Here is a 12,941-nt window from a genome sequence, read left to right as displayed (position 1 = left end):
CATCGGATAGTATGGACAGGTTGTTCCTTGGTGACGTGTCCGAGCGGCCGAAGGAGCACGCTTGGAAAGCGTGTGTTGTGCAAGCAACCGCGGGTTCGAATCCCGCCGTCACCGCCAAACACGAAAAGAGCCTCCGCGCCAGCGGGGGCTTTTTTCGTGTTTATCGAGCACTGGGGATTCGGGGAGGAGCGAGCGCAGCGAGCACCGGAGTCCCGCCGTCACCGCCACACACGAAAAGAGCCTCCGCGTCAGCGGGGGCTCTTTTCGTGTTTCTCGTCTAGGCGACGGGCGTGTCAGCTGTCGAAGCGCACGCCGTAGATCTGCCCACCGGGCTCAGCAGGAAGGCGCGTCATCCCGAGCCGCTCGTAGAAGGCTGCGGCTCCGGCGTTGTTCGGATCGATGCCCAGGTGCAGCCCGCGCACACCGCGACGCGTCAGCTCGGCGAACAGCGTCTCCATGAGCTGACGACCGAGTCCCTGCCCCTGGGTCTCCGCGAGCAGGTCGATGTGCAGATGAGCCGGGTACTCGGATGCATTCGGCTCGATGCCGGCAGCGCGGCTGTACCCGTAGTCGACCATCCGGTCCTCGCGGGTGACGACCTCGGCGGGCCGGGGATGACGCTCCTCGAGAGTCGGCCACCACTCGTCCCGGAACCAGCTGTAGAACGCATCGGTGTCGTCGGTGGCCACGATGTAGCCGATCGTGCGCTCGTCGTCGCTCTCGACCACCCATGCGAGATCCGGGTGTCGCTCGGCGTAGGGAACGGCGAACAGGTCACCCCACAGCGAGTCGTCGGAGAGGATCCCGGTCGCATCCACTCCGGCATCGGCCGTCTTCACGCAGATCTCGTACAACGCGGCACGATCGGTGGGGCGGTACGGACGGATGCGAGACAAGACGACTCCTCTGGAGGGAACGGGCCCTCTCAGCCTATCGGCGCGTCGACCTCGGACCTCTTCTGCTGCACCCACGGGAGCAGCCAGGCGGCGAGCACCAGCACGACCCCTGCGCCGACGAGCGCTCCGCCGAGCGTGTCGCTTGCCCAGTGCACCGACAGGAAGGTGCGCGAGAGCGCCATCGCCAGCACCCACAGCGCACCGACGATCGCCACCCACACCCGGGGGAACAGCACCCAGAGCACGAGTGCGATCGTCGCGGCGTTGGCCGTGTGTCCTGAGGGGAACGAGCCGTAGTCGCTCACGACCAGCATGTCGTCTGGCCGCGCTCGACCGAAGAGCTGCTTCAGCACCTGCACACCGCCGGCGCTCGCAGCGAAGCAGATGGCGGCGAAGACGGCTCCGCGCCACCGCCGCGCGAGCACGAGCGCCAGGATCGCCAGCAGCGGGACCCCGAGGATCGCCACCCAGCCGCCGCCGATCCAGTTCAGGACGAGAGCGAAGTCGACCATCCAGTCCGCGCGCGCTCCGGCGATCGAGTCATTCCACCATCGGTCGAAGCCGGGGGTCACCGGATAACCGAACACGACCACGGCACCGAGAGCCGTCGCGAGCGCGAGGAGGCCCACTCCCCACCACAGCAGCATCCGCCTGTTCATCGTCCCATTGTGGCGGACGATGCCTGAACACTCAGGGAGCGAGCATCCCGACCGTGCGCGGACGCACGATGAACCAGAGTGACAGGATGCCGATCGCGGCGCAGCCCACCATGACCGAGGCCATCGTGGTCGCAGTGATCCCGGCGTCGTGGGACAGCCAGCCGACGACCGGCGAGATGAGACCTGCGACGCCGAAGTTCGTGGCGCCGATGATCGATGCCGCAGTTCCCGCAGCCTTGCCGTGGCGGTCCAACGCCAGTACCTGCACATTGGGGAACGTGAAGCCGCACGCGGTCATGAACACGAAGAGCGGGATCACCGTGCCCCAGAGTCCGAGCCCGAGCTGGTCGGTCACGATGATCGCGACTCCGGCGATCAGCAGCACAGCGGTCGAGTAGGCCATGACCCACTGCGGGCCGAACCGTGCGGCCAGACGCGACGCGGTCTGCACACCGACGACCACGCCGAGCGAGTTCACGGCGAACAGCAGACCGTACTGCTGCGCATCGAGCCCGTGCGTGATCTGGAACAGGAACGGCGATGCCGACAGATAGGAGAACAGACCGGAGAAGGTCATGCCGCCGATCACGAGCACCCCGAGGAACACCCGGTCCGAGAGCACCGAGCGGTAGCGCTGCAGCATGGTGGCGCCACCGCTGCCCTGACGACGCGCGACGGGCAGAGTCTCGGGGATGAAGAGGATCGTCGACAGCAGCATCACCACGCCGTAGGCGGCGAGGAAGACGAAGATCCCACGCCAGGGCATGAGAGTGAGCAGCCACGAGCCGATCAGAGGTGCGATGACCGGCGCGACGCCCGACACCAGCGCGAGGCGGGAGAGCATGACGACCAGGCGGCGCCCGCCGAACAGGTCGCGGACGATCGCCATGGCCACGACGCCACCGGCCGCCGCCCCGACCCCCATGAACACCCGCGCGGCGCTGAGCAGGCCGAGATCGGGGGCGAATGCCGCGCCGATGCTCGCGAGCACGTGCAGTGCCGTGACCGCGATGAGGGGTACACGACGCCCGACCTTGTCGCTGAGTGGCCCGACGACGAGCTGGCCGAGCGCGAACCCGATCATCGTGCCGGTCAGGGTCAGCTGGATCGCCGCCGCCGTGGTCTGGAAGTCCTGCTCCAGCACCGGGAAGGCGGGCAGATACAGGTCGATCGTGAACGGCCCGAGGGCGGTGAGCGCACCGAGCAGGATGATGTACAGCGTCCGGCGGCCGAGGGAGATGGCATCTCCGGGGTGCAGCATGATCGGCGCGGTCGCGGGGTTCGAACCGAGGGTGCGGATCGCACCGGTCGCCGTGGAGGTGCGGATGCTCCCCGTCGCCGTGCGTTCGGGCTGCGGAGTCGGGGTCTCCTCGGCGGAGAGCCGCTCCGACGGTGCGACGGGGATGGAGTCAGTGCGGGGAGCGTCGGACACGACGTCCTTCCAGAGTTCGGGGCTGCATGGTCGAATCGATTCGACCAGGGGAAGCCCCCATGTTACCGCCGCTCCGCCCCCTCCCCGTCAGCGCATCTGCTCGAGAGGTCAGCGCGCGATGCGGTCGAGCCCCTGCTCGAGATCGGCGATCAGGTCGCCGATGTCCTCGATGCCGACCGAGAGTCGCACGATGTTCTCCGGCACCGCGAGCTCGGTGCCGCGTACCGAGGCGTGCGTCATGTCCGGCGGATATCCGATGAGCGACTCGACGCCGCCCAGCGACTCGGCCAGCTGGAAGATCGAGGTGCTCTCGGCGAAGGCCCGTGCCGCGTCGGCTCCCGCGGCGAGGCCGAACGAGAGCATCCCACCGAATCCGCTCATCTGCTTCGCGGCGATCTCGTGGCCGGGGTGCGACTCCAGTCCCGGAAAGTACACCTGCGCGAACTCCGGACGCGCCTGCGCCCACTCGGCGATGGCTTGCGCGTTCTCCGAGTGCTGACGCATCCGCAGCGCCAGCGTCTTGATGCCGCGGGTCGTCAGCCAGGCATCGAGGGGCGCGGAGACCGCACCGACCGCGAACTGCTGGAACTTCACCTGGTCGAAGAACCGGTCATCTGCGAACACGACGGCTCCGCCGAGCACGTCCGAGTGCCCGCCCAGGTACTTCGTCGTGGAGTGCACGACCAGGTCGGCGCCGAGCGCGAGCGGCTGCTGCAGCGCGGGTGAGGCGAAGGTGTTGTCGACGACCACGAGCACACCGGCTTCGTGCGCGATCTCGGCGATCAGTGCGATGTCGACGATCTTCAGCAACGGGTTGCTCGGTGTCTCCAGCCACACGATCTTGGTCTCGGGACGGATCGCCGCGCGGAGCACATCGACGTCGGACAGCTCGACCGTGGTCGTCTCGATCCCCCACGGCGCCAGCACCCGGGTGAGCAGGCGATACGTTCCGCCATACACGTCGTTGCCGAGCAGCACGTGGTCGCCGGGCTTCAGGATGCCGCGGAGCAGTGCGTCCTCTGCCGCCAGTCCGGAGGCGAACGAGAGCGCGCTCGCGCCGCCCTCGAGAGCCGCGACCTGCGTCTCGAGTGACGAGCGCGTCGGGTTGCCCGCACGGTTGTACTCGTAGCCCGAACGCAGGCCACCGACGCTGTCCTGCACGTGCGTGGAGGACTGGTAGATCGGCGGGATGATCGCGCCCGTGACCGGGTCTGGCGCTTGTCCTGCGTGGATGGCTCTGGTGGCGAAGGCGTGATCGGACATGTCTGTCAGCCTACGTCCGCCGTCCGGGACGAGGCCTCCCCGTTACGCCCCGGGTCGGCCGAAGCTGCGCGCTCCTCAGCGCGACAGGTACGCCAGCAGATCCTGGCGTGTCAGCACCGTGTGCGGCTTGCCGTCTTCCGTCACCAGCAACGCGTCGGCCTCGGCGAGCGCGGCCTTGGCCTGCGCGACCGAGGTGTGGATGCCCACGAGCGGAAGCCGCTCCCCCACATGTGCACCCACGGCATCGGTCGCATTCGCCTCACCGCGGAACAGTAGATCAAGCAGCCCCTTCTCGTCGACCGTGCCGACCACCTCGCCCATCATGACGGGGGGTTCGGCACTCAGCACCACCAACTGCGAGACGTCGTACTCGGTCATCATGCCGATCGCCTCGAGCACGGTGTCGGTCGGGTGGGCGTGCACGAGGTCGGGGATGCCCGCCCCCTGCCGAGACGGACGGGCCGCGAGCACATCGGCGACGGTCTCACCGTCCTCCACGTCGCTGAAGCCGTAGGAGCGCATCCATCCGTCGTTGAAGATCTTGGCGAGGTAGCCGCGTCCACCGTCAGGGAGCAGCACCACCATCACGGCGTCCGCCGGCAGATCCCGCGCGATACGCAGCGCTCCGACGACGGCCATTCCGCTCGAACCGCCGACGAGGATGCCCTCCTCGCGGGCGAGGCGCCGGGTCATCGCGAACGCATCGGCATCGCCGACGGCCACGATCTCATGCGGCACCGTCGGGTCGTATGCCCCCGGCCAGATGTCCTCGCCGACTCCTTCGACGAGGTACGGGCGGCCGGTGCCGCCGCTGTAGACGCTGCCCTCCGGGTCGACGCCGACGATACGCACCCGGCCTTCCGAGATCTCGCGCAGGAACCGCCCGGTCCCTGTGATCGTGCCGCCCGTGCCGACTCCGGCCACGAAGTGGGTGACCTCGCCGTCGGTGTCACGCCAGATCTCCGGCCCGGTGGTCTCGTAGTGACTGCGCGGACCGTTCGGGTTCTCGTACTGGTTCGGCTTGAACGCTCCGGGGATCTCCCTCGCCAGCCGATCGCTCACGCTGTAGTAGGACTCCGGGCTGTCTGGTGCGACCGAGGTCGGGGTCACCACCACCTCAGCCCCATAGGCCCGCAGCACGTCGATCTTGTCGTCGCCGACCTTGTCCGGCAGCACGAACACGCACTTGTAGCCACGCTGTTGAGCGACCAGCGCCAGCCCCACGCCGGTGTTGCCGCTGGTGGGTTCGACGATCGTGCCACCGGGCTTCAGATCTCCGGACGCCTCGGCGGCATCGATGATGCGCGCGGCGATGCGGTCCTTCGACGAACCACCGGGGTTCAGGTACTCGAGCTTCACGAGCACCGTGCACGCGACGCCCTCGGTGACGTGCTGGAGCTTCACGAGGGGCGTGTCGCCGACGAGGTCGACGATCGAGTCTGCGTACTTCATGACTTCAGGGTAGACGCGCGGATGCCGCGACCGGGGTTGTGTTGCGGCGCCGGTCGAACCGGGTCTCGAAAGCGTAAAATGTTACGTTTGCCCGATGGCGGGAATCACCCCAGCGGCGGGCTCACGAAGGAGTAGATCACCATGTTCTCGAAGCAGCATCCATTCTGGGCGCGGGCGGCAGGCATCACGGCCCTCGGTCTCATGCTCGGCGTCGCGCCGATGATCGCGGCAGATCGAGCCCCGAAAGCCGGAGCCCAGACGGGTACCGAAGCCGACGCCGCCGCCGCCGCCGGCCAAGGGCAAGAGGCGCCGCTGATCGTGGCCCATCGGGCAGGCACCGCCGACTATCCGGAGAACACCAGGGAGGGCATCCGCGGTTCGCTGGAAGACGGCGCTGACGCGCTCTGGATCACCGTCCAGCTCTCTCGCGACGGCGTGCCCGTGCTGTACCGGCCCATCAGCCTCGAAGAGAAGACGAATGGGACCGGGACCGTGGCGGAGAAGACCGTCGCAGAGCTGACCGCGCTCAACGCCGGATGGAACTTCCGCCCGCGCGGATCGGAAGAGACGCCGTACCGCGACGCCCCGGCCCTTCTCCCGACACTCCGACAGGCTCTGATGGACATCCCCGCCGACCGCCTGCTGTTCCTCGATCTCAAGCAGGCAGATCCGGTTCCCCTGGCGGACGCGGTCGTCGCTGTCCTGCGCGATGCGGAGCGCACGGAGAACACCGTCATCTACTCCACGGATGCGGCGGCGACCGGTCGAGCCCGTGATGCCGCCGATGTCCAGGTCGCTGAGGACCGCGATGTGACCCGCAAGCGCCTCCTAGACATCGCCCTCGCCCACGAGTGCGAGCCGTCGCCCGCAGCGGGAACCTGGATGGCATTCGAGGATCGTCGCAAGATCACCGTCAGCGAGACCTTCACCTCGGGTACCGCGAAGAGCGAGGTCGAAATCACCCCCTGGGATCGCGAAGCCGTGCGCTGCATCGATCCCACCGACCGCGTGAACCTCATGGCGATCGGAGTCGCGGACGCCGAACGCTATCAAGACCTCGCCCGCGTCGGCGTCGATGCGGTCCTCGTGGACTCGCCCCGCGATGCAGTGACCTGGAAGTACGACTACTCCAGCTGACACCGACGACGCCGCGTCGACCCCCTGAGGTCGGCGCGGCGTCGTCGATGAAGCGGATCCGGAACGCTAGCCCTTGGTCGATCCGGCCAGCAGCCCTCTGACGAAGTAGCGCTGCAGAGCGAAGAACACGATCAGCGGCACGATGATCGAGACGAAGGCACCTGCGGTGAGCAGATACCAGTCGTTTCCTCTCGTACCCGTGATCTCAGCCAGCAGCTTCGTGATCGGTGCCGCAGCACCATCGGCGAACACCAGCGCCACGAGCAGGTCGTTCCAGACCCACAGGAACTGGAAGATCGCGACCGAGGCGATGGCCGGCATCGTCAGCGGAAGCACCACGCGGAAGAAGATCTGTCCACGGGATGCGCCGTCGACGCGAGCCGCCTCGATGATCTCGCCCGGGATCTCCGACATGAAGTTGTGCAGCAGATAGATCGCCAGGGGCAGAGCGAACATCGTGTGCGCGATCCACACCTGCGCGTAGCCCTGTGAAGCATCCAGCGGGAGTGTGACCTGCAGTCCGAAGAGGTTGATCCCTCGCGAGAACGAGCTCAGCAGCGGCACGAGCGCCATCTGGATCGGCACGATCTGCAGGGCGAACACGAAGATGAACAGGGCGTTGCGGCCCTTGAAGTCGATCCACGCGAACGCATATGCGGCCATCGCGGCGATCATCAGCGGGATCACGGTCGCGGGAATCGTGATCGCGATCGAGTTGACGAACGACTCGAGGATCGTGAGCTGCGTCGTCCCCGACTGCAGCACGTCGACGTAGTTCTCGAGCGTCACCTGCGGGTTGGCGAAGAAGGTCCACCATCCGCTGGACTGGATCTGGTCCCGCGGGCGGAACGAGGAGATGAACAGGCCGAGGGTCGGAATCGTCCACAGCACCGCGATCAGGATGGATCCGACGGATGCCCATGGGCGGGAGAGCTTCTTGCGCGCACGCCCGGCAGCGCCGTCCAGACCGCCTCCGGTGGTGATCGCGCGCGTGGAGGTCGCCGCCGTCTCTGTCTTCAGGGTGTCGCTCATCATCGCACCTCCCGCTGCTTCTTGATCTGTCTCGCGTTGTAGATGACGATCGGCAGCACCAGCACGAAGAGGATGACCGACAAGGCGGCGCTGCGCCCGGCCTCGAACTTCGAGAACTGGGTGTACATCTCATTCGCGAGCGTCGAGGTGCCGTAGTTTCCTGCGGTCATGGTGCGCACGATGTCGAACACCTTCAGCGAGGCGATCGAGATGGTCGTCAACACCACGATGAGCGCCGGACGGATCGAGGGAATCGTGACGGACAAGAAGCGCTGCCATGCGTTCGCACCGTCGAGTTCGGCCGCTTCGAGCAGTTCCTGCGGGACGCCCTTGATGGAGGCGGAGAGCACGACCATCGCAAAACCGGTCTGCACCCAGATCAGCACCACGATCAGGAACAGGTTGTTCCACGGCTCGTTGAGCAGCCACTGCTGCGGCTCGCCGCCGAACCACACCAGGATCTGGTTGAGCAGACCGATCTGCGGAAAGTCTGCGCCGCGATACTCGTACATGAATCGCCAGATGATTCCGGCGCCGACGAACGAGATGGCCATCGGCATGAACACGAGGACCTTGTAGATCTTCTCGCCACGAGTGCGATCGATGAACACCGCATAGGCCAGCCCGACGATCGTCGAGACAGTCGGCACGAGCAGCACCCAGATGATCGAGTTGACGACCGAGGTGATGCCGTCGGACTGAGTGAAGATCCAGAGGTAGTTGGCGAAGCCGACGAAGTCCTTGCCGGACGAGCTCAGGAACGAGGAGTACATCGTCTGGATCGAGGGCAGGATGAGGCCGACGAGCAGGAGGAGCAGCGCCGGAGCCATGAAGGCGACCAGTTGGATCAGATACCCGGCACCATCGCGCGAGCGGTAATCCAGATAGAAGAACAGGGCTCCGACGATGACGGCGACCCCCATCGCCCAGTAATAGGAGCTGAAGAAGAACATCACGGCGAGCGGGATGAGCAGGCACATGGCCAGTCGCACCCAGGTGTACACCGCTCCCTTGCGCGGAGCCACGTCCACGAGGAAAAGGATGATCGCCACGACCACCGCGAATGCGATGACCACGACCACGGCCTGCAGAATCGGCGGAAGTGTGCCGATCCATTGGAAAAATACTGTCGCGTTCACGGAATCCCCTTCATGACGCGTTGCGGCTCAGCGATGCGCACCTCTGTGTGCGCATCGTGGAGTGGAGAAGGAGGGCCGCCCCGTGGGGCGGCCCTCCTCATCCGATCAGCTGGACGGCCAGCCGGTCTCGATCTGCGTCAGGACCTCATCGGTGGAGGTTCCGTTGACCCAGGCGACCATGCCCTTCCAGAACGTTCCAGCGCCGACGGCACCGGGCATCAGGTCAGAGGCGTCGAAGCGGAACGTCGTGTCCGGGTCCTGAAGGATCTTGATGGTCTCCTGCAGGATCGGGTCCTTGGCGTTCGCCGGGTCGAGCCCGTTGTTCGCCGAGGTGACGCCGCCGAGGCTGACGCGGCTGTTGGCCCACTCGGGGCTGGACAGGTACTCGAGCACCTTCTGCGTGGCCTCGGAGTCGCTGAACGCTCCGACGATCTCACCGGCACCGGTGACAGCGGAGTCGTCTGCCGACTCGCCCGGGAGCATGAATGCCCAGACGTCGCCGTCTTCGGCGACCGTGGTGCCATCGGGGAAGAACCCGGAGAGGAACGAAGCCTGGTGCGTCAGCGCGCAGGTGCCGCCGGCGATGGCCGGGGCGACGTCGCCGAACGCCGTCGAGTTGATCGAGCGGACATCACCGAAACCGGCGTTGACGTTGGCCGGGTTCAGCAGGATCCCGCCGACCGAGTCGAACGCCTGCTTGATCTGCGGGTCGGTGAATTTCACCTTGTTGGTCACCCAATCGTCATAGACGTCCGGTCCGGCCTGACGCAGCACGTAGTCCTCGACCCAGTCGGTGCCCGGCCAGCCGGTCGCCGTGCCGGATTCGAAGCCAGCACACCACGCGGGGGTGCCGGTCGCCGCCTGGATCTTGTCGGTGAGTGCGGTCATCTCATCGAGAGTCTTCGGAACCTCGACACCCCACTCCTTGAACTTCGCCGGCGAGTACCAGATCCAGCCCTTGACGTTGGCCATGAGCGGCGCACCGTAGAAGGTGCCGTCGACCGTGCCGTAGTTCACCCAGTCTTCGGTCCAGTACTCGTTGGCGTTCTTCTCGACCGCCTCCGGTGCGGGCTTGAGGTAGTCGCGGTCCGCGAAATCCTTGAGCAGACCCGGCTGCGGGAAGATCGCGATGTCGGGCGGGTTGCCGCCCTGAGCGCGCGTGCCGAGCTGCGTCTCGAAGTCCTGGCTGCCCTCGTACTTGATCGTGATGCCGTTCTCGTCGGCCCAGTCCTTCCAGGACTCCTGGAGGAGATCGGCCTCCGAGTCGACGATCGTGCCGTAGATCGTGACGGTGGCGTCGCCTCCGTCACCCCCGTCGGTACCCGGTGCTCCACCGGGAGCCCCGCAACCGGCGAGCGCGATGCCCGCGACCCCCAGCAGGGCGAGCGGCGCGTAACGCCGGGAACGCTGTGACAGAGCCATGTGAATTCTCCTCTTCGAGTACAGGTTCCCGCCTGTGCGACGCCACCCCGGGGCATCGTTAGGGAACCGATTCCAGGCCAACCTACTGGCCATCCGCATCCCCGCACAACACGCTAGGGTCACAAGCTCACAACCATTCGCCTCGCGCAGTCCTGGCACGTGGGAGCGCTCCCTCGCCTGACGTCTGGAACCGGTTCCCTTTTTGCACCGCAACGACTACGCTTTGACCCGGCGCGAACCCCCCGCGCTGGTGCCACGCATCCGCGTGATCAGGTCGAGGAGGACCGATGAGCACGATCGCGGACGTCGCGTCGCGTGCTGGCGTGTCGAAGGCTACGGCGAGTCGTGCCCTCAGCGGCCGCGGATATGTGTCGGAGGCGACCCGACAGCGAGTCGTGGACGCTGCACGTGATCTCTCCTACGTCGCACATTCATCCGCGACGAGCCTCGCGACGGGACGCACGCAGACTGTGGGCGTCGTCATGCCGCCCGTGGATCGGTGGTTCTTCGCCGAGCTGCTCGCCGGGGTCCAGGAGTCGCTGTTCTCGCTCGACTACGACCTCTCGCTCTACGGCGTACCCGAAGGCTCTCAGACCAGGGAGCACCTGTTCGAGAGCGTTCTGCCAGGAAGACGCTTCGACGGCATCATCGCCGTCGGCATCCAGCCGAGCGCTCAAGAGCTCGAGCGACTGCAACGCACGGAGCGCCCGCTCGTGAGCGTCGGTCCGTACAGCGAAGGGTCCAGCTCAGTTTCGATCGACGACACGGCGGCCGCACGCATCGCGACCGAGCACCTCATCGAACTCGGACACACCGACATCGCGTTCGTCGGCGGATCGACGGCCGCCGCCGAACTGAGCTTCGGCGACGCGCGACGCCTCGACGGATACCACGGTGCTTTGCAGGCGGCCGGACTGTCGGCGAACGCGCGCATCGCCGGAGCTGCCCCGACCATGCCGGGCGGTTACGCCGCGGCGGCCGGGATGCTCGGCGACCGACGACGACGCCCGACGGCCATCGTCGGGGTGTGCGACGAAGCAGCTATCGGCGCGATCATCGCAGCCAGACGCCTGGGCATCGCTGTACCGACCGAGCTCAGCGTCGTCGGCATCGACGATCACGAACATGCCGACATGTTCGCCCTGACCACGATCGGGCAGTCGCCTCGAGAGCAAGGACACGAAGCGGTGCGGCTGCTGACGCAGCGGATGGACCATCCCGACGCCCCGCTCGAACATGTGGCCGCGGCATCCGCCCTCGTGGTGCGCAGCTCCACCGCTCCCCCACGCTGAGCGCGCAGCATTCCGGAATTCAAGAAGCGCCCCTGGAAACACACGAAGGCCCCGGGCGAACCCGGGACCTTCGATGAAACGCGTGAGCGTCGCGATTACTTGAGGGTAACCGTTGCGCCTGCCTCTTCGAGAGCGGCCTTGGCCTTCTCGGCGGTCTCCTTGTTGGCGCCCTCAAGGACAGCCTTCGGGGCACCGTCGACGACAGCCTTGGCCTCGCCGAGACCCAGCGAGGTGAGCTCGCGGACGGTCTTGATGACCTGGATCTTCTTGTCGCCAGCAGCCTCGAGGATGACGTCGAAGGAGTCCTTCTCCTCAACCTCTTCTGCAGCGCCGCCACCTGCGCCGGCAACGGCGACGGGTGCAGCAGCGGTGACCTCGAACTTCTCCTCGAACGCCTTCACGAAGTCGTTGAGCTCGACGAGGGTCAGGCCGGCGAACTGCTCGAGCAGCTCCTCAGTGGTGAGCTTAGCCATGATGTATCTCCTAGATAGATGGGGTTTGGTGAACGAGAACGCCGGTCGCTTACGCGGCCTCGGCGGTCTCCAGCTTTTCGCGAAGAGCATCGATGGTGGCGGCAGCCTTGCCCATCGTCGCCTTCATCATGCCCGCAGCCTTCGCCAGCAGAACCTCACGGCTCTCCAGCGCGGCGTACTTGCTGACCTCGTCGGCGGAGAGGGCATTGCCCTCGAAGATGCCGGACTTGATCACGAGAAGCGGGTTGGCCTTGGCGAAGTCACTCAGAGCCTTGGCAGTGGCGACGAAGTCACCGTGCACAAATGCGACGGCCGACGGACCCTTGAGGTCGTCGTCCAGCGCGGAGATGCCAGCCTTGTTGGCGGCGATCTTGGTCAGCGTGTTCTTCACCACGGCGTACTCAGCGTTCTGACGGATGCTGTTGCGCAGCTCCTTGAGCTGGGCAACCGTCAGACCGCGGTACTCGGTCAGCAGGACGGCGTTCGAGTTCTCGAATGACTTCGTGAGCTCGGCGACCGATGCATCCTTCTGCGCCATGGTCACTCCTTGGTGTGTACGAGGCGCCGCACGGTGGTGTGGCGCCGACCTGGACCACCTGCAAGAGAAAAAGCTCCGGCGCAGGCGCACGGAGCTTTGAGAAGTTCGCGTCCTGCGCGGGCCCCTGCTATGCAGAGCTTCGATCTCGCGTGCTTGCGCACACGAAGATGACCAGCGGTCTTCGGTTGCGACAACTCTACCCCACC

The 12,941-nt window shown here is 66.3% G+C and carries 12 protein-coding genes and 1 tRNA gene; 3 read left to right on the top strand and 10 right to left on the bottom strand.

Features of this window, described 5'->3' with window-relative positions; genetic code table 11:
• The first annotated feature begins 29 nt into the window (after positions 1 to 29).
• A tRNA-Ser gene (locus tag CQ040_RS18575) sits at positions 30 to 117 on the top strand.
• A 176-nt stretch (positions 118 to 293) separates the two neighbouring features.
• On the opposite strand, the gene CQ040_RS18570 is transcribed toward CQ040_RS18575, so the two are convergent.
• The 5 genes from CQ040_RS18570 to CQ040_RS18550 all read right to left on the bottom strand — a co-directional run bounded on the left by CQ040_RS18570 (position 294) and on the right by CQ040_RS18550 (position 5,702).
• Positions 294 to 896 (bottom strand): GNAT family N-acetyltransferase, encoded by a 603-nt coding sequence (locus CQ040_RS18570; RefSeq protein ID WP_105528252.1) that lies wholly within the window; start codon positions 894 to 896, stop codon positions 294 to 296.
• Between the two features lie 29 nt (positions 897 to 925).
• Positions 926 to 1,555: a phosphatase PAP2 family protein gene (locus CQ040_RS18565; RefSeq protein ID WP_258131603.1), complete on the bottom strand. Its 630-nt coding sequence runs from the start codon at positions 1,553 to 1,555 to the stop codon at positions 926 to 928.
• Positions 1,556 to 1,586: 31 nt separating this feature from the next.
• Entirely contained in the window at positions 1,587 to 2,987 is a 1,401-nt protein-coding gene (locus CQ040_RS18560) for a multidrug effflux MFS transporter (RefSeq protein ID WP_181157033.1), read from the bottom strand.
• Positions 2,988 to 3,095: 108 nt separating this feature from the next.
• A complete protein-coding gene (locus CQ040_RS18555; protein ID WP_028503414.1) occupies positions 3,096 to 4,250 on the bottom strand; it encodes a cystathionine gamma-synthase in 1,155 nt (384 codons plus the stop codon).
• 75 nt (positions 4,251 to 4,325) lie between these two features.
• Complete coding sequence (locus CQ040_RS18550; protein WP_105528250.1) at positions 4,326 to 5,702, bottom strand: cystathionine beta-synthase; 1,377 nt, start codon at positions 5,700 to 5,702, stop codon at positions 4,326 to 4,328.
• Positions 5,703 to 5,843: 141 nt separating this feature from the next.
• On the opposite strand from CQ040_RS18550, the gene CQ040_RS18545 reads away from it, so the two are divergent.
• The gene (locus CQ040_RS18545; protein ID WP_105528249.1) at positions 5,844 to 6,839 is read left to right on the top strand and encodes a glycerophosphodiester phosphodiesterase family protein; all 996 of its coding nucleotides are present in this window, start codon (positions 5,844 to 5,846) and stop codon (positions 6,837 to 6,839) included.
• 66 nt (positions 6,840 to 6,905) lie between these two features.
• On the opposite strand, the gene CQ040_RS18540 is transcribed toward CQ040_RS18545, so the two are convergent.
• The 3 genes from CQ040_RS18540 to CQ040_RS18530 all read right to left on the bottom strand — a co-directional run bounded on the left by CQ040_RS18540 (position 6,906) and on the right by CQ040_RS18530 (position 10,432).
• Entirely contained in the window at positions 6,906 to 7,871 is a 966-nt protein-coding gene (locus CQ040_RS18540; protein ID WP_028503416.1) for a carbohydrate ABC transporter permease, read from the bottom strand.
• Entirely contained in the window at positions 7,871 to 9,010 is a 1,140-nt protein-coding gene (locus tag CQ040_RS18535; RefSeq protein WP_028503417.1) for a carbohydrate ABC transporter permease, read from the bottom strand. Before CQ040_RS18535 ends, CQ040_RS18540 begins: the two co-directional genes overlap by 1 nt.
• A 105-nt stretch (positions 9,011 to 9,115) precedes the next feature.
• Positions 9,116 to 10,432, bottom strand: a complete 1,317-nt coding sequence (locus CQ040_RS18530) for an ABC transporter substrate-binding protein (protein ID WP_028503418.1) — start codon at positions 10,430 to 10,432, stop codon at positions 9,116 to 9,118.
• 287 nt (positions 10,433 to 10,719) lie between these two features.
• On the opposite strand from CQ040_RS18530, the gene CQ040_RS18525 reads away from it, so the two are divergent.
• Positions 10,720 to 11,724, top strand: a complete 1,005-nt coding sequence (locus tag CQ040_RS18525; RefSeq protein ID WP_105528248.1) for a LacI family DNA-binding transcriptional regulator — start codon at positions 10,720 to 10,722, stop codon at positions 11,722 to 11,724.
• A 95-nt stretch (positions 11,725 to 11,819) separates the two neighbouring features.
• On the opposite strand, the gene rplL is transcribed toward CQ040_RS18525, so the two are convergent.
• Positions 11,820 to 12,197 carry a 50S ribosomal protein L7/L12 gene (gene rplL, locus CQ040_RS18520; protein ID WP_028503420.1) on the bottom strand — a complete coding sequence of 126 codons (378 nt, stop codon included), beginning with the start codon at positions 12,195 to 12,197 and terminating at the stop codon, positions 11,820 to 11,822.
• A 49-nt stretch (positions 12,198 to 12,246) separates the two neighbouring features.
• Complete coding sequence (rplJ, locus tag CQ040_RS18515; RefSeq protein ID WP_028503421.1) at positions 12,247 to 12,735, bottom strand: 50S ribosomal protein L10; 489 nt, start codon at positions 12,733 to 12,735, stop codon at positions 12,247 to 12,249.
• Positions 12,736 to 12,941: the final 206 nt, after the last annotated feature.

The sequence above is a fragment of the Microbacterium sp. MYb54 genome (assembly GCF_002979515.1).
Lineage (GTDB): Bacteria > Actinomycetota > Actinomycetes > Actinomycetales > Microbacteriaceae > Microbacterium.
The sequence above is the reverse complement of the archived record's forward strand: the minus strand, read 5'-3'. Positions and strand labels throughout refer to the sequence as shown.

What these genes read in the sequence shown, in the direction of transcription:
- CQ040_RS18565 (WP_258131603.1), bottom strand. Translation starts at nt 1,555, where the DNA reads ATGAACAGGCGGATGCTGCTGTGGTGGGGAGTGGGCCTCCTCGCGCTC.
- CQ040_RS18555 (WP_028503414.1), bottom strand. Translation starts at nt 4,250, where the DNA reads ATGTCCGATCACGCCTTCGCCACCAGAGCCATCCACGCAGGACAAGCG.
- CQ040_RS18550 (WP_105528250.1), bottom strand. Translation starts at nt 5,702, where the DNA reads ATGAAGTACGCAGACTCGATCGTCGACCTCGTCGGCGACACGCCCCTC.
- CQ040_RS18545 (WP_105528249.1), top strand. Translation starts at nt 5,844, where the DNA reads ATGTTCTCGAAGCAGCATCCATTCTGGGCGCGGGCGGCAGGCATCACG.
- CQ040_RS18540 (WP_028503416.1), bottom strand. Translation starts at nt 7,871, where the DNA reads ATGAGCGACACCCTGAAGACAGAGACGGCGGCGACCTCCACGCGCGCG.
- CQ040_RS18530 (WP_028503418.1), bottom strand. Translation starts at nt 10,432, where the DNA reads ATGGCTCTGTCACAGCGTTCCCGGCGTTACGCGCCGCTCGCCCTGCTG.
- CQ040_RS18525 (WP_105528248.1), top strand. Translation starts at nt 10,720, where the DNA reads ATGAGCACGATCGCGGACGTCGCGTCGCGTGCTGGCGTGTCGAAGGCT.
- rplL (WP_028503420.1), bottom strand. Translation starts at nt 12,197, where the DNA reads ATGGCTAAGCTCACCACTGAGGAGCTGCTCGAGCAGTTCGCCGGCCTG.
- rplJ (WP_028503421.1), bottom strand. Translation starts at nt 12,735, where the DNA reads ATGGCGCAGAAGGATGCATCGGTCGCCGAGCTCACGAAGTCATTCGAG.